This window comes from Rubrimonas sp., assembly GCF_036788415.1.
GTDB lineage: Bacteria > Pseudomonadota > Alphaproteobacteria > Rhodobacterales > Rhodobacteraceae > Rubrimonas.
Genome location: NZ_DAIQNN010000008.1, coordinates 19,060 through 44,740, shown reverse-complemented (window position 1 = coordinate 44,740; position 25,681 = coordinate 19,060). Strand labels below are relative to the sequence as shown.

Annotated in this window: 23 protein-coding genes, 1 tRNA gene, 1 other RNA gene and 1 riboswitch; of the genes, 13 read left to right on the top strand and 12 right to left on the bottom strand. The window is 74.4% G+C overall.

What is annotated here, in order from left to right; genetic code table 11:
* The 3 genes from V7Q31_RS03875 to V7Q31_RS03865 all read left to right on the top strand — a co-directional run bounded on the left by V7Q31_RS03875 (nt 1) and on the right by V7Q31_RS03865 (nt 5,259).
* On the top strand, nt 1–1,233 hold the full coding sequence (locus V7Q31_RS03875; RefSeq protein ID WP_333832359.1) for a metallophosphoesterase family protein: 1,233 nt from the start codon (nt 1–3) through the stop codon (nt 1,231–1,233).
* Nucleotides 1,230–4,715, top strand: coding sequence for an AAA family ATPase (locus tag V7Q31_RS03870; RefSeq protein WP_333832358.1), 3,486 nt, complete (start codon nt 1,230–1,232; stop codon nt 4,713–4,715). The genes V7Q31_RS03875 and V7Q31_RS03870 overlap by 4 nt, the downstream gene beginning before the upstream one ends.
* Before the next feature lie 133 nt (nt 4,716–4,848).
* On the top strand, nt 4,849–5,259 hold the full coding sequence (locus V7Q31_RS03865) for a hypothetical protein (protein ID WP_333832357.1): 411 nt from the start codon (nt 4,849–4,851) through the stop codon (nt 5,257–5,259).
* Here V7Q31_RS03865 and V7Q31_RS03860 read toward each other — a convergent pair.
* Nucleotides 5,251–6,114 carry a DUF2189 domain-containing protein gene (locus V7Q31_RS03860; RefSeq protein WP_333832356.1) on the bottom strand — a complete coding sequence of 288 codons (864 nt, stop codon included), beginning with the start codon at nt 6,112–6,114 and terminating at the stop codon, nt 5,251–5,253. The genes V7Q31_RS03865 and V7Q31_RS03860 overlap by 9 nt on opposite strands.
* Nucleotides 6,115–6,282: 168 nt before the next feature.
* Between V7Q31_RS03860 and V7Q31_RS03855 the strand changes: the two genes are divergently transcribed.
* Entirely contained in the window at nt 6,283–6,669 is a 387-nt protein-coding gene (locus V7Q31_RS03855) for a hypothetical protein (RefSeq protein WP_333832355.1), read from the top strand.
* A 6-nt stretch (nt 6,670–6,675) separates the two neighbouring features.
* Here V7Q31_RS03855 and xseA read toward each other — a convergent pair whose 3' ends face one another.
* A complete protein-coding gene (xseA, locus tag V7Q31_RS03850; RefSeq protein WP_333832354.1) occupies nt 6,676–8,265 on the bottom strand; it encodes an exodeoxyribonuclease VII large subunit in 1,590 nt (529 codons plus the stop codon).
* 115 nt (nt 8,266–8,380) lie between these two features.
* Here xseA and purD point away from each other — a divergent pair, with 115 nt between their 5' ends.
* Nucleotides 8,381–9,640: a phosphoribosylamine--glycine ligase gene (gene purD, locus V7Q31_RS03845; RefSeq protein ID WP_333832353.1), complete on the top strand. Its 1,260-nt coding sequence runs from the start codon at nt 8,381–8,383 to the stop codon at nt 9,638–9,640.
* A 33-nt stretch (nt 9,641–9,673) separates the two neighbouring features.
* On the opposite strand, the gene V7Q31_RS03840 is transcribed toward purD, so the two are convergent.
* From V7Q31_RS03840 to V7Q31_RS03825, 4 genes are all read right to left on the bottom strand, one after another.
* Nucleotides 9,674–10,450, bottom strand: coding sequence for an SGNH/GDSL hydrolase family protein (locus V7Q31_RS03840; RefSeq protein WP_333832352.1), 777 nt, complete (start codon nt 10,448–10,450; stop codon nt 9,674–9,676).
* Nucleotides 10,451–10,565: 115 nt separating this feature from the next.
* On the bottom strand, nt 10,566–11,336 hold the full coding sequence (locus V7Q31_RS03835; RefSeq protein ID WP_333832351.1) for a gamma-glutamyl-gamma-aminobutyrate hydrolase family protein: 771 nt from the start codon (nt 11,334–11,336) through the stop codon (nt 10,566–10,568).
* Nucleotides 11,337–11,343: 7 nt separating this feature from the next.
* The gene (locus V7Q31_RS03830) at nt 11,344–12,066 is read right to left on the bottom strand and encodes an FG-GAP repeat domain-containing protein (RefSeq protein WP_333832350.1); all 723 of its coding nucleotides are present in this window, start codon (nt 12,064–12,066) and stop codon (nt 11,344–11,346) included.
* Nucleotides 12,063–12,383, bottom strand: coding sequence for a 2Fe-2S iron-sulfur cluster-binding protein (locus V7Q31_RS03825; RefSeq protein ID WP_333832349.1), 321 nt, complete (start codon nt 12,381–12,383; stop codon nt 12,063–12,065). Before V7Q31_RS03825 ends, V7Q31_RS03830 begins: the two co-directional genes overlap by 4 nt.
* A gap of 139 nt (nt 12,384–12,522) precedes the next feature.
* Between V7Q31_RS03825 and V7Q31_RS03820 the strand changes: the two genes are divergently transcribed.
* Nucleotides 12,523–12,596: transfer RNA gene (locus V7Q31_RS03820), tRNA-Gly, on the top strand.
* Nucleotides 12,597–12,617: 21 nt separating this feature from the next.
* On the opposite strand, the gene mnmA is transcribed toward V7Q31_RS03820, so the two are convergent.
* Nucleotides 12,618–13,757: a tRNA 2-thiouridine(34) synthase MnmA gene (mnmA, locus tag V7Q31_RS03815; protein ID WP_333832348.1), complete on the bottom strand. Its 1,140-nt coding sequence runs from the start codon at nt 13,755–13,757 to the stop codon at nt 12,618–12,620.
* A gap of 179 nt (nt 13,758–13,936) precedes the next feature.
* On the opposite strand from mnmA, the gene V7Q31_RS03810 reads away from it, so the two are divergent.
* Nucleotides 13,937–14,284: a hypothetical protein gene (locus tag V7Q31_RS03810; protein WP_333832347.1), complete on the top strand. Its 348-nt coding sequence runs from the start codon at nt 13,937–13,939 to the stop codon at nt 14,282–14,284.
* Here the strand turns inward: V7Q31_RS03810 and mutS are convergent.
* The 4 genes from mutS to V7Q31_RS03790 form a co-directional block, all read right to left on the bottom strand.
* Nucleotides 14,259–16,916 (bottom strand): DNA mismatch repair protein MutS, encoded by a 2,658-nt coding sequence (gene mutS / locus V7Q31_RS03805; protein ID WP_333832346.1) that lies wholly within the window; start codon nt 16,914–16,916, stop codon nt 14,259–14,261. The two genes, V7Q31_RS03810 and mutS, sit on opposite strands and share 26 nt — an antisense overlap.
* 118 nt (nt 16,917–17,034) lie before the next feature.
* Nucleotides 17,035–18,231: an ROK family transcriptional regulator gene (locus V7Q31_RS03800; RefSeq protein ID WP_333832345.1), complete on the bottom strand. Its 1,197-nt coding sequence runs from the start codon at nt 18,229–18,231 to the stop codon at nt 17,035–17,037.
* 321 nt (nt 18,232–18,552) lie between these two features.
* Nucleotides 18,553–18,903, bottom strand: a transfer-messenger RNA (tmRNA) gene (gene ssrA / locus V7Q31_RS03795).
* Nucleotides 18,904–19,512 carry an alpha-ketoglutarate-dependent dioxygenase AlkB family protein gene (locus V7Q31_RS03790; RefSeq protein WP_333832344.1) on the bottom strand — a complete coding sequence of 203 codons (609 nt, stop codon included), beginning with the start codon at nt 19,510–19,512 and terminating at the stop codon, nt 18,904–18,906. It abuts the tmRNA gene before it with no gap.
* Nucleotides 19,513–19,580: 68 nt separating this feature from the next.
* A riboswitch (TPP riboswitch) is annotated at nt 19,581–19,681 on the top strand.
* Nucleotides 19,682–19,728: 47 nt separating this feature from the next.
* On the opposite strand from V7Q31_RS03790, the gene thiB reads away from it, so the two are divergent.
* From thiB to V7Q31_RS03775, 3 genes are read left to right on the top strand one after another with little or no spacing between them, the layout of a single operon-like run.
* Nucleotides 19,729–20,736 (top strand): thiamine ABC transporter substrate binding subunit, encoded by a 1,008-nt coding sequence (gene thiB, locus V7Q31_RS03785; protein ID WP_333832343.1) that lies wholly within the window; start codon nt 19,729–19,731, stop codon nt 20,734–20,736.
* Nucleotides 20,712–22,313, top strand: coding sequence for a thiamine/thiamine pyrophosphate ABC transporter permease ThiP (locus V7Q31_RS03780; RefSeq protein WP_333832342.1), 1,602 nt, complete (start codon nt 20,712–20,714; stop codon nt 22,311–22,313). The genes thiB and V7Q31_RS03780 overlap by 25 nt, the downstream gene beginning before the upstream one ends.
* Nucleotides 22,310–23,032 carry a thiamine ABC transporter ATP-binding protein gene (locus tag V7Q31_RS03775; protein ID WP_333832341.1) on the top strand — a complete coding sequence of 241 codons (723 nt, stop codon included), beginning with the start codon at nt 22,310–22,312 and terminating at the stop codon, nt 23,030–23,032. Before V7Q31_RS03780 ends, V7Q31_RS03775 begins: the two co-directional genes overlap by 4 nt.
* Before the next feature lie 10 nt (nt 23,033–23,042).
* Here V7Q31_RS03775 and V7Q31_RS03770 read toward each other — a convergent pair whose 3' ends face one another.
* Nucleotides 23,043–24,071 carry a DUF808 domain-containing protein gene (locus V7Q31_RS03770; protein WP_333832340.1) on the bottom strand — a complete coding sequence of 343 codons (1,029 nt, stop codon included), beginning with the start codon at nt 24,069–24,071 and terminating at the stop codon, nt 23,043–23,045.
* Nucleotides 24,072–24,209: 138 nt separating this feature from the next.
* Here V7Q31_RS03770 and V7Q31_RS03765 point away from each other — a divergent pair, with 138 nt between their 5' ends.
* The 3 genes from V7Q31_RS03765 (at nt 24,210) to V7Q31_RS03755 (ending at nt 25,564) form a co-directional block, all read left to right on the top strand.
* Nucleotides 24,210–24,716, top strand: a complete 507-nt coding sequence (locus tag V7Q31_RS03765; RefSeq protein ID WP_333832339.1) for a UPF0262 family protein — start codon at nt 24,210–24,212, stop codon at nt 24,714–24,716.
* A 4-nt stretch (nt 24,717–24,720) separates the two neighbouring features.
* Nucleotides 24,721–25,173, top strand: a complete 453-nt coding sequence (locus tag V7Q31_RS03760) for an arsenate-mycothiol transferase ArsC (protein ID WP_333832338.1) — start codon at nt 24,721–24,723, stop codon at nt 25,171–25,173.
* A gap of 172 nt (nt 25,174–25,345) precedes the next feature.
* The gene (locus tag V7Q31_RS03755; RefSeq protein ID WP_333832337.1) at nt 25,346–25,564 is read left to right on the top strand and encodes a hypothetical protein; all 219 of its coding nucleotides are present in this window, start codon (nt 25,346–25,348) and stop codon (nt 25,562–25,564) included.
* The last annotated feature ends 117 nt before the right edge of the window (nt 25,565–25,681 follow it).

The window sequence follows — 25,681 nt, the reverse complement described above, 5'->3', positions numbered from 1 at the left end:
ATGCGCCCTTTCGCCTTCCTGCACGCCGCCGACATCCATCTCGACAGCGGCTTCGCAGGGCTCGCGCTCGCAGACCCTGCGCTGGCCGAGGCGCTCGCGCAGGGGACGCGGCGGGCCTTCGTCAATCTGGTCGATGCGGCGCTGGCCGAGCCGGTGGATTTCGTCGTGCTGGCTGGCGATCTCTACGATGGGCGGTGGCGCGACGTCCGCACCGCGCTGTTCGCCCGACAGCAGTTCCGCCGTCTGGCCGAGGCTGGGATCGCGGTCGTCGCGGTCAAGGGCAATCACGACGCCGAGAGCGAGGTCGCCGACGCGGCGCCGCCGCCCGACAACGTCCACGTCTTCCCGAGCCGCGCGCCCGGGACGCACCGCATCGAGTCGCTGCGCGTGGCGATCCACGGGCAGAGCTTCGCCCGCCGCCACATCCCCGAAGACCTGTCGCGCGGCTACCCCGCGCCCCTCCCCGGCTGGTTCAACGTCGCGGTGCTGCACACGAGCGCCGACGGGCGGGCCGGCCATGCCGTCTACGCGCCATGCGACGTCGCCGCGCTGCGCGCTTCGGGCCACGACTACTGGGCGCTCGGCCATGTCCACGCCCGCGAGGCGCTGAGCGAGGACCCGCCGATCTGGTATCCGGGCTGCCTGCAGGGCCGCCATGTCGGCGAGACCGGCCCCAAGGGCGCGCTGCGGGTGCGCGTGCGCGACGGACGGGCGGAGGTCGCGTTCCTGCCGCTCGACGTGGCGCGCTGGTCGGCGCCGGTCGTCGCCCTCGACGGGATCGACAGCGAGGCCGCCCGCCGGCGCGCCGTCGCCGCCGCGCTGCGCGAGGCGCTCGACGCCGCGGAGGGGCGCGTCGCGCTGGTGCGGCTGCGCCTGCTCGGCGCGACGCCGCTCGATGCGGGGCTGCGGCGGCGGGGCCGGGCGGCGCTGCGCGAGGAGGCCGCGACGCTCGCCGCCGACCTGTCCGACCTGCTGGCGGTCGAGCGGGTCGAGATCGCCACCTCGCCGCCGCGCGCCGCCGATCCGGTGCTGCTCGCCCCCTTCGCGCCGGCGCTGGCCGAGGCCGCCGCCGATCCCGCGCTGCACGCGGCGCTGCGCGCCGAGATCGCCGAACTCGACCGTCTGCCCGCCGAAGCCCGCCCTGCCTCGCCAGACCCCGCGGAGCTGATTGCGGAGGCCCGCCGCCTGCTGCTCGCCCGCGCCGACGATGCGGGCGGGGAGAGCGCGCCGTGAGAATCGCGCGGCTCGACCTGATCCGCTACGGGCCGTTTGAAGAGGTGTCCCTCGACATCCCGGACGCGCCGCTCGTCGTGATCCACGGCCCCAACGAGGCCGGCAAGTCGAGCGCGCTCGCCGCCGTCGCCGATCTGCTCTTCGGTTTTCCCCATGAAAGTCCCGCGACGTTCCGCTTTCCGGGTCCGAAGCTCCTGCTCGGGGCCCGGCTGGTCGCGCGCGACGGCGCCGAGATCGAGATCCGCCGCCGCAAGGGCCGCGGCGACACGCTCAGCGACGCCGACGGGCGCCTTCTGCCCGAAAGCGCGCTCGCGCCCTTTCTCGGCGGCTGCGACCGGGCGCTCTTCGAGGCGCTGTTCGGGCTCGACCAGCGGCGGCTGCGGGAGGGCGGCGCGGCGCTGTCGGGCGGCGCGGGCGGGCTCGGCGAGAGCCTGCTCGCCGCAGGCGCCGCGCTGCGCGACGCGGCGGGGCTGCGGCGCGCGCTCGACGCCGAAGCCGACCGGCTGTTCGGGCCGCGCAAGTCGAAGGATCGCGCCGTCTATCGGGCCCTCGAATCGCATGACGCGGCGAAGACGGCGCTGGCGCAGGCGCTCGTCACCCGCCGCGCCCTCGACGAGGCCGAGGCGGCGCTCGAGGAAGCCGAGGCGCGTCAGACCGAGGCGCGCGCGGGGCTCGAACGGCTGGATGCGGAGGATCGCCGCGACGCGCGCCTGCTCGCCGCAGCGCCGATCCTCGCGCGCGTCGCCGGGCTGGAGGCCGCGCTGGCCGAGCACGCCGATCTGACCGCCCCGCCCGGCGCCGCCGACGCGCTGGCTGCGGCGAGCGACGCCGCGACCGCCGCAGCCGCAGCCGCGCGCGCGGCGCGGATGCGCGCCGACGCGGCGCGGGCCGAGTTCGACGCAGCCCCCGCGCCCTCGCCCGCCCATTCCCATCGCGACGCGATCGCAGCTCTGATCGAGCGCGCCGGCGCGGTCGAGGCGGCGCGCGACGCGCTTCCCGCGCTGCGCGAGACGGAGGCCGTCGAGACGGCGGCGCTCGCGGATGCGGCGCGCCGGCTCGGCCTCGCGCCCGAGGCCTGCGCGGCGCGCGCGCCGACCGAGCCCGACATCGCCGCCGCGCGCGCCGCGCTCGCCGAAGGCCGCGACGCGCTGGCCGCGCGCGCCGCCGCCCATCGTCGCCTGAGCGAGGCCGAGCGCGCGTTGCGCGAAGCCGCGCCCAAGGAGGCCGACCCGCCGGATCTCGCCGATCCCGCCCCGCTCGCCGCCGCGCTCGAACGCCTGCGCGACGCGCCCGCGCGCATCGCGGAGGCGCGCGACGCCGCAGCCGAGGCCGAAGCCGCCGCCCGCCGCGCCGACGCCGCCCTGCGCGCGCTGGTTCCGCCGCCGCGCGATCTGCGCGGCTTCCGCCCGCCCTCTCCCGAGGCGCTGGACGCGGCGGAGGCGGAGTTCGCGGCGCGCGCGCGGGACGCCGCCGCGCTCGAGGCGGGGCGCGTCGCGCAGATCGCGGCGCGGACCGCCGCCGAAGCCGCCTTGCGCGCGCAGGCCGGCCCCGACGCTCCACCCGACCGCGCCGCCCTCGACGCCGCCCGCGCCGCGCGCGACGCCGCGTGGCGCGCGTTGCGGCGGGTGCGGCTCGAAGGCGGCGCCGGACCGGCGCCCGAGCCCGACGCGGTGGAGGCGCTGATCGCCGCCGCCGACCGCGTCGCCGACGCGCGCGAGACCGGACGCGCCGCGCTCGGCGCAATCGCCGCGACGCAAGCGCGTCTGGCCGAGGCGGAGGACGCGCTGGCCGGGGCGGAGGACGCAGCGGCGGCGCTGGCTGCGCGGAGCGCCGAGGCGGAGGCGCGCTGGACGGCGCTCTGGCCCGGCCTCGACGCGCCGCCGCGCCCGCCGGCCGCGATGCGCGGCTGGATCGCCGACTGGCGGCGCGCCCTCGAAGCCGCCGACGCCGCCGACGCAGCGCGCAGCGCCGCCGACCGCAAGGCCGAGCGGGCCGCCGCGACGCTGCGCGACCTCGACGCGCTCGCCCGCAGCGCCGGCGCGGCGGCGGAGGACCGGTCGCCCCCCGCCGCGCGGCTCGCCGCGGTCGAAGCGGCGCTCGGCGGGCGCGCTCGCCTCTGGCGCGCCCGGCAGAGCCGCGAGGCCCTCGCCGCGCAGCGCCGCGCCGCCGAAGCCGATCTCGCAGCCTGCGAGGGGGCCTGCGCGACGTGGCGCGCCGGTTGGGCGGCGCATGCGGCGCGGCTCGGCCTGTCGGCGGACGCGCCGGCGGAGGCCGCCGAAGCGGCGCTCGGCCTCTGGGCCGCGGTCCCGGCCAGGCTGCGCGCGCGCGCTGCGGCGCGGGCGCAGATCGACGCCGCCCTCGCCCGGATCGCCGCCTTCGCCGCCGACGCCGCTTCCCTGCGGGCTGAGGCGGCGCCGGATCTTTCGAACTGGGAGGCGACGGGGGCGGAGGCCGCCGCCGCGGCGCTGCGCTGCGCCCGCGCCCTCGCCGCCCGCGCGCGCGAGGACGACCGCCGCGCCGAAGCCCGGGCCGCCCGCGCCGAGGCGAGCGCAGCGCTCAGCGCCGAAGCCGACGCCGCGGAAGACGCCGCCGAACGCGCCGCCGAGGCGCTGGCGATGGCGCGCGACCGCGCGGGTCTCGCCGCCGACGCGCCGCTCGGGCCGGCGCTCGAACGGCTGCGCGCGCGAGACGCGGCCCTGGCCGGTCTCGATACGGCGCGCGCGCAACTCGCCGAACAGGCGCGCGGCGAGACCGAGGCCGCCCTGCGCGCCGACCTCGCCGGGGCCGACGCGCCCGCGCTCGAAGCCCGGATCGCGGCGCGGGCGGCGGCGCTGTCGCAGGCCCGGGCGGCGGCGGAGAGTGCGGCGGCGGCGGCGCATGCGGCGCGCATGGCGCGCGACGCCCTGCTGCGCGGCGAGGCCGACGCCGCCCGCGCCGCCCAAGCCCGCCGCGACGCCGCCGCCCGCATGGAGGAGGGCGCGCGCGACTGGCTGACCTTGCGCGCCGCGAGCCTGCTGCTCGCCGCCGCCGCGCGCCGCTACGCCGACGCCGAGCGCGACCCGGTGCTGGGCCGCGCCTCTGCGCTGTTTGGCCAGCTGACCTGCGGCGCCTTCGCCGGCCTCGCCGCGGCGTTCGGCGAGGACGAGTCCGAGGTGCTGCGCGCGGTGCGCCCCGACGGCGCGGAGGTCGCGCTCGCGGGCCTCAGCGAGGGGACGGCGGACCAGCTGTTCCTGTCGCTGCGCCTCGCCGCCATCGCCCGCCGGGCCGCCGAGACGGAATGCCCGCCCCTCCTCGCCGACGACCTGTTCGCGAGTTTCGACGACGCCCGAACGGCCGCGGCGCTGGCCGCGCTGGCGGTTCCCGAATCCGGCGCCCAGCGCCTCGTCTTCACCCACCACGCAGCGCTCGCCGAAACGGCCGCCGCGACGCCGGGGGCCGCGGTGCTGCGGCTCGACGCCTCGGCGCCGGGCGAGGCGTCCTGAGCGCCCGCGCCGGATCGCGCCGCTCGCAAAGACCAAGCGACCGCTAGACGCGCGGGAACGGCGCGGCGGCGGCTGGACAGCGGCGCAGCGCCGCCGCAAAGATCGGGCGGAGATGAAACGCCGGAGCCAAACCGTGTCGCGCACCCATGCCGCGCTTCTCGCCGCAGCCTTCGCCGCGGCGAGCTTCGCCGCCGCCGCCCCGGCGCAGGAGGCCGGCGACGCGCCGATCCCGCTCGAGGAATGGCGCGCGATGACCGCCGGAAAAACTCTGTCCTACGAGATCGACGGCGCATTCTGGGGCCGCGAGTACTACCACGCCGACCGCGACGTCGCGACCTTCGTCACCCGCGACGGCGACTGCGTCACCGCCCCCTGGGTCTACGCCGAAGGGCTCTACTGCTTCTCCTATCGCGGTATGGAGTGCTTCCGCCACATCCGCCGCGACGGACGCATCTTCGTGGCGCCGCTCTCGGGCGGCGCCGAGCAGGAAGTGCGGCGCATCGAAGTCGCGCCGCTCTCCTGCGAGCCGCCGCTCTCAAGCTGAGCGGGCTGCGTCCTCGGGGTGGATGATCAGGCGCTTGTAGAGCCGCCAGGTCGCATGCCCCAGCACCGGCAGCACCACCACCAGCCCCAGGAAGAACGGCAGCCACGACACCGTCACCGCCACCGCGACGAACAGCGCCCAACCCAGCAGCGGCATGATGTTCTTGGCCACCGCCGACACCGACAGCGCCACCGCCGTCACCGGATCGACGTCCTTCTCCAGCATGTAGGGGAAGGAGACGAGGCTGATCGAGAAAACGACGAAGGCGAAGGCCGCCCCCACCCCGTTGCCGATCAGCAGGAAGATGAAGCCGTCGGAGGTGGTGAAGACGCGCGTGATCAGCTCGTCGAGCGGCGGCGGGTTGAGGCCGAAGAACAGCGCGTAGATCAGCGCCGCCACCCGCAGCCAGACGAACAGCACGAACAGCAGGATGAAGCCGAGGAAGAAGATGTTCTGGTTGGTCGTGGCGCGGCGGATGTTGAAGATGTCTCCGACGCCGACGCTCTGGCCCAGATCGCGCCGCCGGCTCGCCTCGTAGAGGCCCATCGCAGCGAACGGCCCGACCAGCGCGAAGCCCGCAAGCAGCGGGAAGGCGACCGCCATGCCCTCGATCCCGACGAGCCCGGCGCCGAAACTGTTGACCGCCCACAGGATCGCGAGCCCGCCCAGCGCGTAGAACGCGCCGATCGTCATGCCGAAGGCCGGCATGGCGCGGAAATCGTCGGCGCCCTCGCGCAGCGCCGCCGTCACGTCGTCGACCGTGATGTCGCGGATGCGCGGCGCCTTGCGCGCAAGTTCGTCAACCACGCGCGATCCGAGCAAAGCTTCGGGCGCATTCGCCGGCGTGTCAGCCATTCCGTCTCTCCCCGCTTGTTCAATCTCCGCCCCGCGACCGGCGCGGCGGGTTGTTCCTTGAAGCACATGCTACTCCAGCCTGTTCGCACAATCCACGTTCGCGATCCGCCGCAGCCATTCTCGCGCGCGGCCCTCGACGCCGCAGGCCCCGCCGCCTATCCTCGGCTCATGCGCATCTCCCTCGCCGCTCTGATGCTGTTCTGCGCCGCGGCTGCGTCCAGCGCGCAGGACGCCGTCACCGGCGCGGAGTTCGGTGCCTACGCGCGCGGCTGGACGCTGCATTTCGAGCAGGACGGCGCGCCCTTCGGCGTCGAGAGCTTCGACGCCGGCGACGGGGTGGTGTGGCGACCCGAGGGCGGGCGCTGCGCGCGCGGCGTCTGGGGCGCGGACGGCCCGCGCATCTGCTTCTTCTATCCCGGCGTCGCCGCCTGCTGGCGCATGTTCCGCGATGCGGACGGCCTGTTCGCCGAAGCCGAGGACGACCCGAACTTCATCCTGCGAATCGTGCGACGCGACCGCAGCCCCGTCCTGTGCGACGACGGCCCGCAGGCCTGAGGCCGCTCAGAACAGCGCCCCCTGCCCGTCCCCCCGCTTTCCACGCCCCTTCGCCTTCGGAGCGGAGGGCGCGCCCGCGGCGACGGCGCGCCGGCGCCCGTCGGAGAATTCGATCTCGAGCGCCTGCCCCGGAGCGATCTGCGCGGCGCGCGTCAGAGCCGGCCCCGGCGCGCCCGAGGCGACCGGCGCCGCGCGGACCAGCGCGAAGCCGCGCGCGAGCGTCGCGCGGTGGCTCAGCGTTTCGAGCAGGCGCCCGGCGCGGTCGAGCCGCGCAGACAGCGCCTGAAGGCTCTGCGCCCGCGCCCGCGCCGCCCGGCGCGACAGCGCGCGCAGCGCCTCGCGCCCCTGACGCGCCGCGCGCCGCGGCGCCGAGGGCGTCGCCCGGGCCGCAAGCGCCTCGGCGCGGCGGCGCGCGGCGGCGGCGCCGCGGGCCAGCGCCGGCGCGAGGCGCGCGCCGCGGTCGCGCAGCCCGCCCCTGAGCGTTGCGAGCCGGCCCCGCAGCAGCGCCGGCCCGAACCGGCCCGCCCGCCCGCGCGCGAGCCGCAATCGCTGCGCCGCGGCGCGCGCGGCGAGCGCGCGCGGCGCGAGATCGGCGGCGCGGTCGAGGCGCTGGCGCGGCCCCGACAACAGCGCGTCGGGCGCGGGCAGTCCGCGCGCAAGGTCGCGCAGCCGCCGCGCGCCCTCGGCCAGCGCGCGCGCCATCGCCCGCAGGCGGCGCTCCTGAAGCCCCGCCAGCTTCGCGGCCAGTTCCCGGCGGACCGGCGCGGCCATCTCGGCGGCGGCGGTCGGGGTCGGCGCGCGGATGTCGGCGGCGAGGTCGATCAGCGTCCAATCGGTCTCGTGGCCCACCGCCGAGATCACGGGGATCGCGCTGGCCGCCACGGCCCGCACCACGGCTTCGTCGTTGAACCCCCACAGATCCTCGACCGATCCGCCGCCGCGCGCCACGATCAGCACGTCGGGCCGCGGGATCGCCCCGTCCGGCGCCAGCGCGTTGAAGCCGCGCAGCGCGCGCGCCACCTCCGGCGCGCACCCCGCGCCCTGCACGGCCACCGGCCATACCAGCACGCGCATACCGAAGCGGTCCCCGATGCGGTGCAGGATGTCGCGGATCACCGCCCCGCTCGGCGAGGTGACGACCCCGATCACCTGCGGCAGGAACGGGATCGGGCGTTTGCGCTCCGCCGCGAACAGCCCTTCGGCGGCGAGCGCGGCCTTGAGCCGTTCGAGCTTCGCCAGCAACGCGCCCGCCCCCGCATGGGCGAGGCGGTCGATGATCAGCTGATATTTCGACTGGCCCGGAAAGGTCGTCAGCTTTCCTTCGGCGATCACCTCGTCGCCTTCCTCGGGCTGGGCCTCCAGCCGGGAGAGCTGCCCCTTCCAGATCACCGAGGCGAGCACGGCGCGGTCGTCCTTGAGGTCGAGATAGACATGGCCCGAGCGCGGGCGCGACACCCGGCTCACCTCGCCGCGCACCCGCACCCGCCCGAACTGATCCTCGAGCGCGCGCTTCACCGCGCCCGACACCTCCGAAACGGTGAGTTCCGGCAGATTGCTCCGCGGCGTATCCTCGGCACCGGCGATCACATCGGACATGCGCGCTTCAACTTTCCGGGTGCGGCGCTTGCCCGCCGCGGCGCGCGCACCCTAAGACGGGATGGCGCGCCCGGTCGAGGCGGGAGTCGGCCGATGGCGCGCTGGGGATCAGGCGATGAACGTGTTTCTGCTGGGCGGCGGGGGGCGCGAGCATGCGCTGGCGTGGCGGCTCTCGCAGTCGCCCGGCCTCGGCAAGCTTTGGTGCGCGCCCGGCTCCGACGCCATCGCCGAATTCGCCGAGTGCGTGGCGCTCAACCCGCTCGACCCCGCCGCCATCGCGCTGTTCGCCCGCGACCGCGCCATCGACCTCGTGGTCATCGGGCCGGAGGCGCCGCTCGCCGCCGGCGTGTCTGACGCGGTCGAGGCGGCCGGGGTCGCCGTGTTCGGCCCGAGCGCGGCGGCGGCGCGGCTGGAAACCTCCAAGGCCTTCGCGCGCGAGATCGCCGACGCCGCAGGGGCGCCCGGCGCCGAATGGAAGCTGTTCCACAGCCTCGACGCCGCACGCGGCGAGACGGCCCGCCGCGCGCCGCCCATCGTCGTCAAGGCCGACGGGCTCGCCGCCGGCAAGGGGGTCACCGTCGCCGCCTCCCGCGAGGAGGCCGAGGCGGCCCTCGAAGCGATCTTCGCAGAACCGGGCGCGGCGGCGGTGATCGAGGACTTCCTCACTGGCGAGGAGGCCAGCCTGTTCGCGCTGTGCGACGGCGAGACCGCGATCGCCTTCGGCTCGGCGCAGGACCACAAGCGCGCCTTCGACGGCGATCGCGGCCCCAACACCGGCGGCATGGGCGCCTACGCCCCCGCCCCGGTGATGACCCCGGAGGTCGAGGAGCGCGCGATGGACGAGATCGTGCGCCCCGTGCTCGCCGAGATGGCGCGGCGCGAGACGCCCTATCGCGGCGTGCTCTACGCCGGGCTGATGATCGAGGCGGGCCGGCCCCGCCTCGTCGAGTTCAACGCCCGCTTCGGCGACCCCGAGGCGCAGGTTCTGGCGATGCGCTGGCGCGGCGACCTGCTGAGCGCGCTGCACGCCGCCGCCGCCGGACGGGTGTCTCCGGAGCTCGTCGACTGGTCCGACGAGGCGGCGCTCTGCGTTGTGCTGGCCAGCAAGGGCTACCCCGGCGCCTACGCGAGAGGCTCCGAGATCGGCGGGCTCGACGAGGCGGCGGTCGCCGATCCGCATGTGCGCGTCTTCCATGCGGGGACGCGGCGCGCCGGCGGGCGCTGGATCGCGCAGGGCGGGCGCGTGCTGAACGTCTGCGCGACGGGCCGCGACGTCGCCGAAGCGCAGGCGCGCGCTTATGCGGTGGTCGACCTCATCGACTGGCCCGGCGGCTTTCACCGCCGGGACATCGGCTGGCGCGCGCTCGGGCGCTGAGCGCGCGCCCCGGCCCGTCGTCGTCGGCGCAGCTCAGCCGCCCGACGCCCCGAGAACCACGTCATGCGCGACCTGCTGGAGGAAGGCGACCGTCTCGGGGTCGATCTGGTCGTGCATGTCCTCTTCGAGACCCACCGGCGACTTGCCGTAGAGCGTCGCCATGATCGTCGCGGCGGCGAGATAGGTGCCCTCGTCGCTGGGATGGTGGTTGTCGAAGAATTCGACCAGCGAGAGGTCCGGCCGCCGCCGCCGCGCCTCCTCGAAGGCCTCGCCCACCGGCAGCAGGATCGCGCCTTCCGCCTCGGCGGTCTCACGATAGAGCGCGGCGATCTTCCCGGCCTGGTCCGGGCCGTAGTCCTTGTGGTTCTTGCCGCGCGCATGGGTCATGTAAAGCGCGACCCGCGTTCCGCGCGCCTCGGCGAGATCGACGGCCTCGGCGACCGCAGTGCGGAACTGCTCGGCGCGCTCGGGATCGAGCGCCGCCCCGCTGAACCCCTGAAGGATCATCAGGTCGACGCTCTTCATGCCGATGTTCGCCGGCTCCAGATAATGCGCGAACGGGTGGTGCTTCAGCGAGCCGCCCGAGATGGTGATCGAGCGATAGGCGTAGCCCTTGCCCGCCTCGCCCATCGCCTCGCGGGCCAGCCTGAGCACCACGTTGTGGAGGCTGTCGTTGTAATATGAGTAGCTGTTGCCGACGAACAGCACAGTCGCCGGCGCGGGCGGCGCGTCCTGCGCCGCAGCCGGCGACGCGGCTGCGAATGTGACGGCGATCAAAGCAGATCTGGCGGTCTTCGAGATTGCTTTCATCCGGCGGATCCTTCCCCTGAGAGCGGACCGGGTTCGCTCCCGGCTCCTCCCCGGACGATGGCCGAACCCGCAGGACGCCGCAACTGCCGCGGGCGCCGCCCGCATTTGACGCGCGTCAGCCGTCCTTCGCCGCCATCCACGCCCGCGCGGCGTCGCCGAAGGCCTGAAACAGCGCCTTGGACACCGGATCGCTCGTCGCGCCGTATTCGGCGTGCCACTGGACGCCGAGCGCGAAGCCCGAAGCGTCTCGCACGCTGATCGCCTCGACCACCCCGTCCTCGGCGAGGCCCTCGATCACCACGCGCGGCCCCGGCTGCATCACCGCCTGACCGTGCAGGGAATTGGTGACGATCTCCGTCGTCCCGAGCAGCCGCGCGAAGGCCCCGCCCTCGATCAGCGTCACCTTGTGGCGCTTGCGGAAAATGACTTCGGGGTCCTTCTCGCCGGGCGGCATGCGGTGGTTCATCTTGCCGGGCAGCTCGCGCACCTCGGGGTGCAGCGTGCCGCCGAGCGCCACGTTCATTTCCTGGATGCCGCGGCAGACCCCGAACACCGGCGCGCCGCGCGCGATGGCGGTGGCGATCAGCGGCAGCACCACACGGTCGCGGCCCTCGTCGAACTGGCCGTGCTTCTCGGTCGGCGGCTCGCCGTAGAAGGAGGGGTGCACATTGGCGCGGCCTCCGGTCAGCAGGAAGCCGTCGCAGAGCTGCATCAGCTCCTCGATCTCCGACGCCTCGGGCATGCCGGGGACGATGATCGGCAGGCAGTCGGCGGCCTCGGCGACCGCTTCGAGATTGCGCATCCCCGCAGCCTGAACCGCATAGGTTCCCTCGGCCATCAGATGCGAGCCGGTGACGCCGATCACGGGGCGGCGGCGCGTCCTCATCCCCGGCTCACCCGCAGGCCAGCGCGCGCGCCAGCGTCTCGGGGCGCGCATCCTCGGCCAGCGCGCGCAGCGAGACCGCGCCATCTTCGAGCCGGGCGGCGAGCGTGCGGCCCCATTCCTGATCGGCGACCACGACTTCCGCCCCGTCGCCGCAATCGCGCGCGCCGCCGAGGATCGCCGCGTCGCCGAAACGGTGGTTGGTCACGCCCTCGACCGCGCCGAGCCGCGTCAGGCCGCCCGCGGCGAAGCCCCAGAACTCCAGCGTCCCGCCGAGATGGGGGGTGCGCACGAAAGCGACGTCGAGATCGCCGTCGCGGTCGAAATCGGCGATCCCCGCCGGCGCCAGCCAGCGGAAGCGCGCGCCAATATGCGGGGTCGCCGCGATCTTGAGCAGCCGGCCGCGGTCGATGGCGTAGACCGCAAGTTGCGCGCCTTCGGTCTCGTGGCTCTCGACAACCACCACTTCGGGCGCGCAGTCGCCGTCGAAATCGGCGAGGCGCGGCTCGGTGTCTTCGAAGACGAATTCCCGGGTGAGGACATGGCCGGCGTAGACTTCGCCGTCATAGACGAGCCCGCCCCATTCGAGCGTGTCGCCGAGCGCGCCATGCGGATAGCGCTCGGTCGGCATCATGTAGTAGGCGCGCGTCCTCGGGCCGGCGCATCCCGACGGCGCAGCATCGAACGCGCCGCCCCCCGCCACGGCGGCGGCCAGCAGCAGCGCTGCGCTCAAATCTGCTTCTCCGGCATCCGCACCACCAGCCCGTCGAGGGCCTGCGTCACCTTGAGCTGGCAGGTCAGCCGCGAGTTTTCGCGCGGCTGATAGGCGAAATCGAGCATGTCCTCCTCCATCGCCTCCTTGGGCTGGAGCTTCTCCAGCCAGGCGGGATCGACATAGACATGGCAGGTCGAGCAGGCGCAGGCGCCGCCGCAATCGGCGTCGATGCCGGGGATCGCGTTCTTGACCGCGCCCTCCATCACCGAGAGGCCCTCGGCGACTTCGACCACATGTTCGGTCCCGTCATGCTCGATATAAGTGATCTTCGGCATCGTCGGCCTTTCCACAGCGAACTCGCGTCCGTCACTAGCAACTGCGGCGAAAGCGCGCCAGAGGCGGCGCGCGGCGCCCGCCGCGATCGCGGTTGCCCCCTTGAAGCCGCCGCGCCGGAGAGGTAATCGGAGAGGCGACGCGGGTGTAGCTCAATGGCAGAGCGAGAGCTTCCCAAGCTCCAGACGAGGGTTCGATTCCCTTCACCCGCTCCACTTCTCCGGCGCGACGGGCCCTCAGCCGCGGACGATCCAGCCGCCGCCGAGCACCCTGTCGCCTTCGGGCGCGTAGAACACGCAGGCCTGGCCCGGCGCCACGCCCTCCTCGCCGTCGGCGAGGACGACCTCGGCGCTGGCCGGTCCCGTGGGCAGGATGCGCGCAGGCGCGGGAGGGCGGGTCGAGCGGACGCGGACTTCGGCGTCCCAGCCCCCGGACGGCGCGGCTCCGAAATCGCCGTCGCCGAGCCAGTTGACCTCGCGCAGCGCGATCCGCCGCGTGCGCAGCGCCTCCCGCGGGCCGACGACGACGCGCCGCGCCTCCGCCTCCAGCCGGACGACGAAGAGCGGCGCGCCGCCCGAGAGGCCGAGGCCGCGGCGCTGGCCCACCGTGTAGTGGATGATCCCCGCGTGACGGCCCAGAACGCGGCCCGCCTCGTCGACGATCTCGCCCGGCTCGACAGCGCCGGGGCGCAGCTTCGCGATCACCGACGCGTAGTCGCCGGTCGGCGCGAAGCAGATGTCCTGGCTGTCGGGCTTGTCGGCGACGGGCAGCCCGAGTTCGGCGGCCAGCGCGCGGGTCGCGGCCTTGTCGGGCAGACCGCCGAGGGGGAAGCGTAGGAAGTCGAGTTGCTCGCGGGTGGTGGCGAACAGGAAATAGCTCTGATCGCGGCGTGGATCGGCGGCGCGGCGGAGTTCGGGGCCGTGCGGCCCCTCCGTGCGGCGGACGTAGTGGCCAGTGGCGAGGCAGTCGGCGTCGAGGTCGCGCGCCGTCTGAAGAAGATCGCGGAACTTGATGCGTTCGTTGCAGCGCACGCAGGGAATGGGCGTCGCGCCGGCGAGATACTGGTCGGCGAAATCGTCGATGACGCTCTCGCGGAAGCGACTTTCATAGTCGAGGACGTAATGCGGAAAGCCGATCGTCTCGGCGACGCGGCGGGCGTCGCGGATGTCGCGCCCGGCGCAGCAGGCGCCCTTTTTGGCGAGCGCCGCGCCGTGGTCGTAGAGTTGCAGCGTCACGCCGACGACCTCGTAGCCCTCGCGCGCGAGCAGCGCCGCGACCACGGAGCTGTCGACGCCGCCCGACATGGCGACGACCACGCGGGTGCGCGCGGGCGGCTTCGGCGCGGCGAGCGCGGAGAGGGCGAGGTCGAAAGGCATGGAGGGGTTCTAGCCGAGCGGCGTCGGCGCTTCAACGGCGGCGCTGCTCGGCGCGCCGCTGTGTGACCGGCGTCACATAACCCACTCGCGAATCGGGTAGCATTGCTCGGCATCGCGTCGAAGTTGCAGCGAGCGCTGGTTTCAGCGCCTCTCCCGTACGCCGAGTATCGGAGGATCCGATGACGCAGGCCGAATTGTTCGAAGCCGCCATGCTGATCTGTTTTTCGATCAGTTGGTACTGGTCGATCGCGCGGATGCTGAAAGTGCGCACCGCGGTCGGGAAAAGCGCCTTCTTCGTCGTGCTGATCTGCACCGGCTACGTGTTCGGCCTCAGCGCGAAGCTGCTGGCGTGGCGCGCGACGGGCGAGCTCAGCCCGCTGATCTGGCTCTATGGCTGGAACCTGATGGTCACCGCCTTCGACCTCGCGCTGGTGCTGCATTTCACCCGCGTCCGCGACCGGCTGGCGCCGACGCTGACGCACCGCCCGGGCGAGCGCCCGCTCAGCCCTGCGAGGCCAGCGCCTTGAGCCCATAGACCAGCTCCAGCGCCTCGCGCGGGCTCAGCGCGTCGGGCTCGACCTCCGCCAGCCGCGCCGCCAGCGCCGAGTGCGCGGGCGGCGACGGGGCGGCGCGCGCCGCAGAGAACAGCGGCAGGTCGTCGATCAGGGCGGCGGGCCGGGCGCCGCGCGCCCGCTCGCCCTCCTCCAGCGCTTCGAGCACTTCGCGCGCCCGGGCCACCGCCGCGGCGGGCAGGCCCGCGAGCCGGGCGACCTGCACGCCATAGGAGCGGTCGGCGGCGCCAGGGCGGACTTCGTGGAGGAACACCACGTCGCCCTCCCATTCCCGCACCGCCATGGTCACGTTGCGCAGGGCGGGCAGCCTGTCGGCGAGCGCGGTCAGCTCGTGGTAATGCGTGGCGAACAGCGCCCGGCAGCGATTGACCTCGTGCAGATGCTCGAGCACGGCCCATGCGATGGAGAGCCCGTCATAGGTCGCCGTGCCCCGGCCGATCTCGTCGAGGATCACCAGCGCGCCGGGGCCGGCCTGATTGAGGATCGCCGCCGTTTCGACCATCTCGACCATGAAGGTCGAGCGCCCCCGCGCCAGGTCGTCCGCCGCGCCCACCCGGCTGAAGAGCTGGTCCACTGCGCCGATCCGCGCTCGATCGGCCGGGACGAAAGCGCCGCTCTGCGCGAGCACCGCGATCAGCGCGTTCTGGCGCAGCCAGGTGGACTTGCCGGCCATGTTGGGGCCTGTCAGCAGGTTGATCCGCGCGCCGGCGCGCCCGCCCGACAAGTCGCAATCATTGGCGACGAAGCTCCCTTCGCCGCGCCGCCGCAGCGCTTGCTCGACCACCGGGTGCCGCCCGCCGACGATCTCGAAGGCGGTTCCCGCCTCGACTTCCGGTCGCGTCCAGCCCTCGGCGGCGGCGAGTTCGGCCAGCCCCGCCGCGACGTCCACGGCCGCCAGCGCCTCGGCGGCCTCGGAAATCTCGGCGCTGCGCGACAGGACCAACGCGCGCAGTTCGGCGAAGATGCGCAGCTCGATCTCGAGCGCCTCCGCCCCCGCCGACAGGATGCGCGATTCGAGCGTCGCCAGTTCATCGGTCGAGAACCGCATGGCGCCGGCCATGGTCTGGCGATGGCGGAACAGGTCGGCATGCGGCGGCGCGGTCAGCTTGCCCGCCTGCGCCGCGCTGACTTCGACGAAGTAGCCCAGCACCGCATTGTGGCGGATCTTGAGCGTGGCGACGCCAGTCAGCGCCGCATACTCGGCCTGAAGCTGCGCGACCACCCCGCGCCCGTCCGCCCGCAGCCGACGCGCCGCGTCGAGCGCCGCATCCGCGCCGTCGGCGACGAATCCGCCTTCGCGCAGCGGCGCCGAAGGGCCTTCGACCAGCACGCCTGCGAGCGTCTCGGAGAGATCGCCAGGGCCGAGCAGCGCGCGCGCGGCCTGCGCAAGCTCCTCCGGCGGGTCGGCGGCGCCGAGGCGCGCGGCGATTTCGGCGGCGCGCGCGAGACCGTCGCGGACCGCCGCCAGATCGCGCGGCGCGCCCCGGTCGAGCGCCAGCCGCGACAGCGCGCGCGCGATCTCGGGGGCGCCGCGCAAGGCCGCCCGCAGCGCGCCGCGCAGCTCCGCATCGGCGACGAGATAGCCCACGGCGTCGAGCCGGCGCGCAACCGCCGCCGGGTCGGTCAGCGGGGCGGACAGCCGCGCTTCGAGCAGGCGCGCGCCGGCGGCGGTCGCCGTCCGGTCGATGGCGGCGAGCAGCGCGCCCTCGCGCCCGCCCGAGAGCGCCCGCGTCAGCTCCAGATTGCGCCGCGTCGCGGCGTCGATGCGCATCGCAGCCTCCGCCGCCTCGCGCCGCGGGGGGCGCAGCAGCGGCGCGGCGCCCCGCTGGGTGATCTCGACGTAGTCGGCCAAAGCCCCGAGCGCGGCGATCTCGGGGCGCGAGAAGGCGCCGAACGCCTCCAGCGCCGCCACCTTGTAGAGCGCGCGCAGCCGCGCCTCGGCGGAGGCGCTGTCGAAGCTCGCCGGCCCGAGCGGCGTCGCCGCCGCGCCCGCCTCCTCGATGGTCCCGCGCAGGCCCGCGTCGAGCCAGAGCGCCTCGGGCGCCAGCACTTCGCGCGGCCCCACGCGGGCGAGCCAGCCCGGCAGCTCCGCGCGCGCGAGCGGCGCGGCGCGCACGTCGCCAGTGGACAGATCGCACCAGGCGAGCCCGCTTTCGCCGCGGATTTCGGCGTAGGCGGCGAGGTGGTTGGCCGAGCGCGCCTCCAGCAGCGCCTCCTCGGTCAGCGTGCCGGGGGTGACGAGGCGCACGATGTCGCGCGCGACGACCGATTTCGCGCCGCGCTTCTTCGCCTCCGCCGGGTCCTCCATCTGCTCGCAGACGGCGACGCGGAAGCCCTTGCGGATCAGCTGCGCCAGATAGGCCTCGGCGGTGGCGACGGGCACGCCGCACATCGGGATGTCCTCGCCGAGATGCCTGCCGCGTTTGGTCAACGCGATGTCGAGCGCCTGCGCCGCGCGCACCGCGTCCTCGAAGAACATCTCGTAGAAGTCGCCCATCCGGTAGAACAGCAGCGCGTCGCCCGCGCGCGCCTTGATCTCCAGATACTGCGCCATCATCGGCGTGGGCGCGTCGTCGTCTTTCGGCATGGCCCCTCGGCGGATGCGCTGGTCGGGGTCATGGCTAGCATGGGCGGGGCGGATTGGCGAAGGGCCGCCCGGAAAGATCGTCCCGGGTCGAAGCGCGGCCCGACCGCCCGCAGCGCGATCAGGCCGCGCCGGGCGTCCCCGCGCCATGGCCCCGCGCCATCGGACCGAAGACGCGCTCGAGCGGCGTCAGCGCCGCCCCCAGCACCCGGGCCGGCCAGCCGACGCAGCCGGCCTCGATCAGCGGCGGCGCGAGCCCTGCGAGCCGCATCCGCGCCAGCGCCTCCCGCGTCGCCTCAACGGTCCGGGCGCGCCACTCCGGCCGGAACACGCCGTCGATGAAGACATGCGACAGGTCGACCACCGCATGCGCCGCCGCCGCCGCATGCGCGAGCGCCGGGGCCGCCGTCCCTAGCCACTCGGCGAACAGGGCCTCGGCTTCCGGCGCCTCGGTCTGCCCGCGGATCACCGCCATCGCCGGATGGCCGCGCGCCGCCAGAGCCTCCTCGAGCGCCCGCAGCGAGGCGTCGTGCAGCAACTGCCGCGCCCCGCCCGAAAGCGCGGGTCCGGGAACCGGCGCTGCGGCGAGCGCGCCGGCGGCGCCGTGATCGCCGGCGTGCAACCGCCCGGCGATCGCCAGCCCGCCGCCGACGAACGTCCCCAGATAGAGGCACAGCGCCGCCCCGTGCCCGATCGACGGTCCGCGCGCCAGCTGCGCGACCAGCGCCGCCGCGCTGTCGGGGATCGTCTCGACCCGCAGCCCAGGCGCCAGCCGCAGCGCCGCCGCGACGTCGACGTCGCGCCACAGATCGCCCGGAGCGGGTTCGCCCGCCGCCGCGCTCCAGCCCGAGATGTCGCCGGGGATGGCCACGCCGACGCCGACGAACCTCGCCGCGCCCTGCGGCGCCTCCGCCATGAGTTCCGCCACCATCTCGCGGGCGAGGACGAAGGAAGCGGCGGGGTCGGGCCTCGGGTCGGGGCCGTCATGCGGGACCTCCCGCGCGGCGACCACCTCGCCCAGAAGATCGACCAGCGCCGCCTCGACGCTGCGCCGCCCGATCTTGACGCCGATCGCGCAAGCGCCCTCGGGGTCGAGCGTGAAGGGGGTGATCGGCTGGCCGATATGGCCGCGCTGCTTGGCCTGCGCGCGCAGCAATCCCCGATCCGCCAGACCGCCGACGATGGTCGAGGCGCCGGGCGCGCTCAGGCCCAGAAGCCGGGCGATCTCGGCCCGCGAGAGCGCGCCCCGCGCGCGGATCGCCGCGATCACGCGCCGTTCGTTGTCGCTGCGCAGTTCCGGGATCTGGCGGGCGGGCATCCTCTGCCGCTCTGGGGGATTATTCGGACTCGATAGCATAAGTTAGTTCACTTAGCCAACTCACGGCCATGCGGCGCTTTGCGCCCGGCGAGGCGCGTGCGGCGGCGCCGGGCGTGGCGGCCCGAGCGGCTGGCTCCGGGGCAGGTCGCGGAGGCTCCGATGCGCCCCGACCACGCGCCCGACCGCAGGATGCGCTTCCCGGTTCCGCTGCATGTCGCCGAGCGCGACGAGGTCGAACGCGGCGCGCAGCCATATCGCTCATCACCGCGAGCGCGCATGCGATGACTGGAGCGCGACCGAGATCGGGCGGCGGGGGGGGGTAGTGCCGGCTTCTGTTGCCAGGCGCCGGCGGCCCCGCCTGAAGCGGCTAAGCCTCAGGACTTCAGTTTCGGTTTGGGCGCTGCATTACGCAGCGACGGCCACCGGAGCACGGTTGTCATTGGCAACTGTACTTTTTGATCCGATAACGGCGAATCCCACCGAGCGAAAGCATAACGCCTTTACACGTCCGTCGATCCTGTTTCGGCCCCCGCTCCCGTCCATGACCGGGTGGTTGGTGGAGCCGCCGGGTACCGCCCCCGGGTCCGAACCGCTTATTCCGCGCGCGTTTATCGCCATAGTCCCTTGCGGGACAACGCCAACATGGCGTTTCGCGCGCCGTTTCGCAAGTCCTCAGGCGACGACGCGGAAGGTGAGGTTGATCCTGCCGCCGCCCGGCAACAGCCCGCCCGCCCCGAAGCGCAGCCGGTCGATCCCGTGATAGGCCAGCCGCGCCGCGCCCCCCAGCACCGCGACGTCGCCCGAATTCAGCCAGACCGACGCGGTCGGGTCCGACCGCTCCAGCCCTCCGACCCGGAACAGCGCCGGATCGCCGAGCGAGACCGAGACCACGGGAGCGTCGAACCGCCCTTCGTCCGCGTCGCGATGCAGCCCCATCCGCGCGCCCTCGCCATACCAGTTGATCAGCATCGAATCGGGCGGGTCCGGCCAGTCGGCGATTTCCCGCCAGACCGCCAGCGCCGCCTCGGGGATCGCGGGCCATTGACGGCCGGCGTCGGGGTGGCGGTCGGCGTAGCGATAGCGGCCCCGGTCGATCACCCATCCCACGCGCCCCGCCGAGCTCATCCGCACCGACATCGGCTTGCCCCACGCCGTCACCGGGCGGATCAGCGGCGCCTCGGCCAGCGCGCCGCGCACGGCGGCGACGAGCTCGCGCTGCCGGGCGGGATCGAGCAGCCCCCTGAAGATCAGGACGCCCTTGAGGTCGAGCGGCGGGGTCATGCCGGGCAAATGCGCCGTGCGGCGCGTCGCGGCAAGGGCTTGCGCCGCGCCGGCTTCGCGTTACCATCGACGCCGCCTCGGGGCGCCCGGAAGGGCTGAGACGCTGCCAAGCGGACCCGTTGAACCTGACCCGGATCATGCCGGCGTAGGAAAGGCGCGAAGGCTCCGCCCTGGCGGGGCCGACTCCGCCGGACCCTGCGTCGCGATGGAGGACACATGAAACCGACCCCCCTCTCCGCCGCGACCGTCGCTTTCGCCCTGCTCGGCCTCGCCGCGCCGGCGCAGGAGCGGCCGGTCCTCACGGTTTACGCCTATGACAGCTTCGTCTCCGAATACGGCCCCGGCCCGGTGATCGAAGCGCGCTTCGAGGCGCAATGCGGCTGCGACCTGAACCTCGTGGCGGCCGGCGACGGCGCCGCGCTGCTCGGCCGGCTGCGCCTCGAAGGCGAACGCAGCCCCGCCGACGTCGTGCTCGGCCTCGACCTCAACCTGATCGCGGCGGCGAAGGATGCGGGCCTCACCGCCCCCCACGGGATCGACGCGCCGCCGCTCGACCTGCCCGTGGACTGGAGCGATCCGCATTTCCTGCCTTTCGACTGGGGCTGGTTCGCCTTCGTCTATGACGAAACCCGCCTGACCGACGCGCCGGACAGCTTCGAGGCGCTGATCGCCGCGCCCGAGGACGTGACCATCGTCATTCAGGACCCCCGCACCTCCACCCCGGGCCTCGGCCTGCTGCTCTGGATCAAGGAGACCTATGGCGACCGCGCGCCCGAGATCTGGGAGGCGCTCGCCCCGCGCATCGTCACCGTCACGCGCGGCTGGTGGGAGGCCTATTCCGCCTTTCTCGACGGCGAGGCGATGATGGCGCTGTCCTACACCTCCTCGCCCGCCTATCACGCGATCGCCGAGGACGACCCGACCAAGCGCGCCGCGCTCTTCTCCGAAGGCCACCCGCTCCAGATCGAAGTGGCCGCTGCGCTCGCGAATGCGCCGCAGCCCGAGCTCGCCCGCGACTTCCTGCGATTCATGCTGAGCCCGGATTTCCAGTCGGCGATCCCGACGACGAACTGGATGTATCCCGCCCGCGCCGAGGGAGCCGAGCTTCCCGGCGCCTTCGCCGCCCTGCCCCGCCCGGCCCGCAGCATCCTCACCGATCCCGAGGCGGCGACGGCCCTGCGCGAGGAGGCGCTGGCGGAATGGCTCGACGCGCTGAGCCGCTAGCCCTGCGCCCGCCGGTTCTGCTGGCGGGGCTCGCCGCGCTCGCCGCAATCCTTTCGCTGACCGGCGGAGCCGCCGCGGTGGTCGCATGGCGCGCCGAGGGGGCGGCCGCGGCGTTCAGCCGGGCCGACTGGGCGGCGGTCGAGTTCACCGTGACGCAGGCCGCGCTCTCGGCGGCGCTGTCGGTTCTGGCGGCGATCCCGCTGGCGCGGGCGCTGGCGCGGCGGCGCTTCGCGGGGCGCGCCGCGCTGATCCGGCTGATCGGCGCCCCATTCCTGCTGCCCGTTGTGGTCGCCGCGCTCGGCGTCGTCGCGGTCTGGGGGCGCAACGGCTGGCTCGGCGACGGGCTCGCCGCGCTCGGCCTGCCGCGGCCGGACGTCTACGGCCTGCCGGGCGTGCTGCTCGCCCATGTCTTCTTCAACCTGCCGCTGGCTGCGCGGCTGATCCTGCAGGCCTATTCCGACATCCCGCCCGAGCGCTGGCGGGCGGCGGCGCAGCTCGGCGTCGAGGGCTGGACGCTGTTCCGCCTGCTGGAGGGCCCGGCGCTGCGGCGCGCCGCGCCGGGCGCGCTCGCGGTGATCTTCGGCGTCTGCGCCGCGAGCTTCACCGCCGCCCTGATGCTCGGCGGCGGCCCGCGCGCCACGACGCTGGAGCTTGCGATCTGGCAGGCGGCGGTCTTCGAGTTCGACCTCGCGCGCGCCGCCCGGCTGGCGTCGCTGCAACTGGCGATCAGCCTCGGCGCGGCGCTTGCGGCGCTGGCGCTGGCGGCCCCCGCAGCCTCGGGCTTCGGCGGTTTCGCCGCCCCCGATCGCTGGGACGGGCGCTCGCGCGCCGCCGCGCTGGGCGACGCGGCGGCGATCCTCGCCGCCTGCCTGTTTCTCGGCGCGCCGCTGCTCGCGGTCGCGCTGCGCGGCGCTGCGGGGCTGGCGGCGCTCGACGCCGCGCTCTGGGCGCGGATCGCGGAGGCGGCGCTGCGCAGCCTGATCGTGGCGGCGATTTCGGCGACGCTGGCGCTCGCGTTCGCCCTGCCGCTCGCGGCGCTGTCGGCGGCGCTGGAAGGCGCGGGCGCGCGCCGCAGGGCTCGGCTCGTCGAGGCGGCGGGGCTGTCGCCGCTCGCCGCCTCGCCTTTCGTGCTGGGGATCGCGCTGTTCGTCCTGCTACGGCCCTTCGCCGACCCCGTCGCGCTCGCCCTGCCGCTGACGGCGCTGGTCAACGCCGCGATGGCCGCGCCCTTCGCCCTGCGGCTGACGACCCCCGCGCTCGCGCAGGCGGCGGCCGAGCGCGGGCGGCTCGCGGACGCGCTCGGGCTGCGAGGCCTCGTGCGGCTCCGCGCGCTCTACTGGCCCGCGCTGCGCCGCCCCTTGGGCTTCGCGGCGGGGCTCGCGGCGGCGCTGGCGGCGGGCGATCTCGGCGTGATCGCGCTGTTCTCGGCCCCGGACGCGCCGACGCTGCCGCTTCTGATGAGCGAACTCGCCGGGAGCCGGCGGATCGACGCCGCGCATGCCGCGGGTCTGATCCTGATCGCTTTGGCGTTCGCGCTGTTCTGGGCCTGCGACCGGCTGATCGGAGGGCGCGCATGATCTCGGTCGAGGGCCTCGTCGCCCGCGCCGGCGGCTTCGCACTGCGCGCCGACCTCGCCGCCCCCGCGGGCGCGCTGGTCGCCGTGATCGGCCCGTCGGGCGCGGGAAAATCGACGCTCCTCGCCGCCATCGCCGGGTTCGCGCCCGTCGAAGCGGGCGCCATCCGCGTGCAGGGCCGCGATCTGGCGGGCCTCGCCCCCGCCGACAGGCCCGTCACCCTGCTCTTTCAGGAGAACAACCTCTTTCCCGATCTCGACCTCGCCGCCAATGTCGCGCTCGGCCTGCGTCCGACGCTGTCGCCCACCCGCGCCGAGCGCGCGCGCGTCGAGGCCGCGCTCGCCGAGACCGGCCTCGAAGGGCTCGGGCGGCGGATGCCTGCGGAGCTGTCGGGCGGCCAGCGCCAGCGCGCCGCGCTTGCCCGCGCGCTGCTGCGCGACCGGCCCGTCCTGCTGCTCGACGAGCCCTTCGCCGCCCTCGGCCCGGGCCTGCGCGCCCAGATGCTCGACCTCGTGGACCGCACCCTGCGCGCCCGCGGCGCCACGGTGATCCTCGTCACCCACCAGCCCGAGGAGGCCCGTCGCGCCGACCTCGTCGCCTTCTGCGCCGAGCGCCGGACCGGCGAGGGACCCGCAACGGGGGGCGAGATCCGCGGCGCGCGCCCGGCCGCCGAGATTTTCGCCGACCCTCCGGCGGAGATGGCCGCGTATCTGGGCCGGTGACCGCGCCGCCTCAGCCGCGCCGAAACAGCCCGGCGATCCGCCCGACCAGCGGCGCCGCCCAGCCGACGACCGGGATCAGCGCGAGCCCCGCGGCGAGCCCCAGAACGCCCGAGCCGAGCGCGTGGACGCTCCAGGCCGCCAGCCCCGGCGCCTGCGGGACCAGATGGGCGAGCGCCTCGCCCGCATGCTCCAGCGCATGCTCGATCCCCGGCAGCCCGAACACGGCCAGCCCATGGATCATGATCCCGCCGCCGACCCAGATCATCGCCGCCGTTCCGACCACCTTGAGCACGTTCAGCAGATGCGGCATCGCCCGCACGATCCCCCGCCCGAGCGCCCGGATCGCCTGCGACGCCAGCCCGTGGCCGTCGTTGCGGGCGAGCGCGAGGCCGACATCGTCGGCCTTCACGATCAGCGCGACGGCGCCGTAGACCAGCGCCGTGATCCCCGTCCCCACCGCCGCCAGCACCAGCGCCTGCGTCAGGAAACCGGCGTCGGGCACCGCCGAGAGCGTGATCGCCATGATCTCCGCCGACAGGATGAAGTCGGTGCGGATCGCGCCGGCGACAGTCCGCCGCTCGAGCGCCTCCGCCGTCTCGGCGCCGTCGAGCTTCGCCTCATGGGCGTGGGCGGCGTGCGGGAACAGCACCTCGTACACTTTCTCGGCGCCCTCGTAGCACAGGAACGCGGCGCCGAGCATCAGCAGCGGCACCACCGCGAAAGGCGCGGCGAGGCTCAGGATCAGCGCCGCCGGCAACAGGATCAGAAGCTTGTTCTTCAGCGAGCCGAGCGCGATCTTGCCGACGATCGGCAGTTCGCGCGCCGGCGAGAAGCCGGTGACGTAACGCGGCGTGACGGCGGCGTCGTCGATCACCACGCCCACCGATTTGGTCGCGGCCTTCGCGGCATGGCCGGCCATGTCGTCGAGCGAGGCGGCCGCGGCCCTGCCCGCCTGGGCCGCGACGTCGTCGATGGTTGCGGCGGCGGCCTTGGCGATGGCCGCGACGTCGTCGAGCAGGGCGATCAGTCCGACGCTCATGGCGGCTTCTCCGGTGGCGCGACGGCCTTATAGGGGCGCGGGGCGCGCCCTCCAACACAAGAAAGCGGCGCGCGCTCAGGGGATTTGAAGCCGTCGCGCCGCCCCGATAGGATCGCCTGCGCAATCGGAGGGCGGCGGATGAGCGAGACGACGGGCGAGGCGCGGGCCGACCGGCTGATCCATGTCAGCCTCGACGATCGCGGCCTGCCGCCCCCCACCCCGGAGATCGAGCAGGAGCGCCGCGTCGCGCTGTTCGACCTGCTCGAGGACAACCGCTTCCGCCTGCCGCCGCGCGGCGAGGCGCCGCCGCCGCCCGGCCCCTATCGGCTGTCGCTGTCGGTGCGCGACGGCCGGCTCGCCTTCGAGATCGCAGACGAGGCGGGCGCGCCGGCGCACGCATTCCTTTTGTCTCTGTCGCCGTTCCGGCAGGTCATCAAGGAGTATTTCGCGATCTGCGCCAGCTATTTCGACGCGGTGAAGCGGCTGCCGCCCGCGCAGATAGAGGCGATCGACATGGGCCGACGCGGCCTGCACAACGAAGGCTCGCACCTTCTGATGGAGCGGCTCGCCGGCAAGGTCGAGACCGACATGGAGACGGCGCGGCGGCTGTTCACGCTGATCTGCGTCCTCCATTTCAAGGGCTGAAAGCATGCCCGACGGCCTGCCGGGGGCGGCCCTGTTCTCCTGCGACTGGAACGCGGTGCGCTCGCCGATGGCCGAAGGCATCGCCAAGCGGCTGGTCGGCACGAAGATGTTCGTGCAGTCGGCCGGCGCGCGCGGGCTCGAGCCGCTCGACCCCTTCGCGGTGGAGGTCTGCCGCGAGATCGGCGTGGACATCTCGGGCCACAAGACCCACACGCTGGCCGAGATGCGGGAGTGGGGCGACGATCTCAGCCAGTTCGACCTGATCGTCGCGCTCTCGCCCGGCGCGCAGCGCCACGCGCTGGAAGCGGTCGCCGGCTCGCATGTCGAAGTCGAGTACTGGCCGACCCTGGACCCCACCGATCTCGGCGAGACGCGCGAGCAGAAGCTCGCCGCCTATCGCCAGACCCGCGACCAGCTGCGCGAACGGCTCATGGTGCGCTTCGGATTGATCCTGTAGAGGTTCGCCGCCCTCCCCCCGGACTCAGGCGGGAACGGCGTCGCCAGAGCGCGCGACTCGGATGAAATCACCGGTCTCGAGCATTAACCCTCGCGCACGGCGCGGGTCATCGGCGCCAGCGCTTCGGACTTCGACGGCCTGCGCTGTCGGCCAAGGATGCTGAGGATTTCGGATGCCGACGACGAAGACTCCGAACCGCTTCCGAACGATCATCCTGTCGGCTCTGGTCCTCGCGCTCCTCGCCACGGCGCAGACGCTCCCGGCCCGGGCCGCGGTCGCCGCGAATCTGGGCATTCTCGCCGTCTTCAAGTATTTCGACTTCTTCGTCGAGACCGCGAACGACGCGGCGATGGCGCTGGGGCTTTCCGGGGGCTTCCCTATGCCGGGCTGATCCTGCCGGTCGGGATTTCCTTCTTCACCTTCCAGGGCGTCTCCTATGTCATGGACGTGCATCGCGGCGCGATCGCGGCGTCGCGGCGCGTCGATGAGGTGCTGCTCTACATCAGCC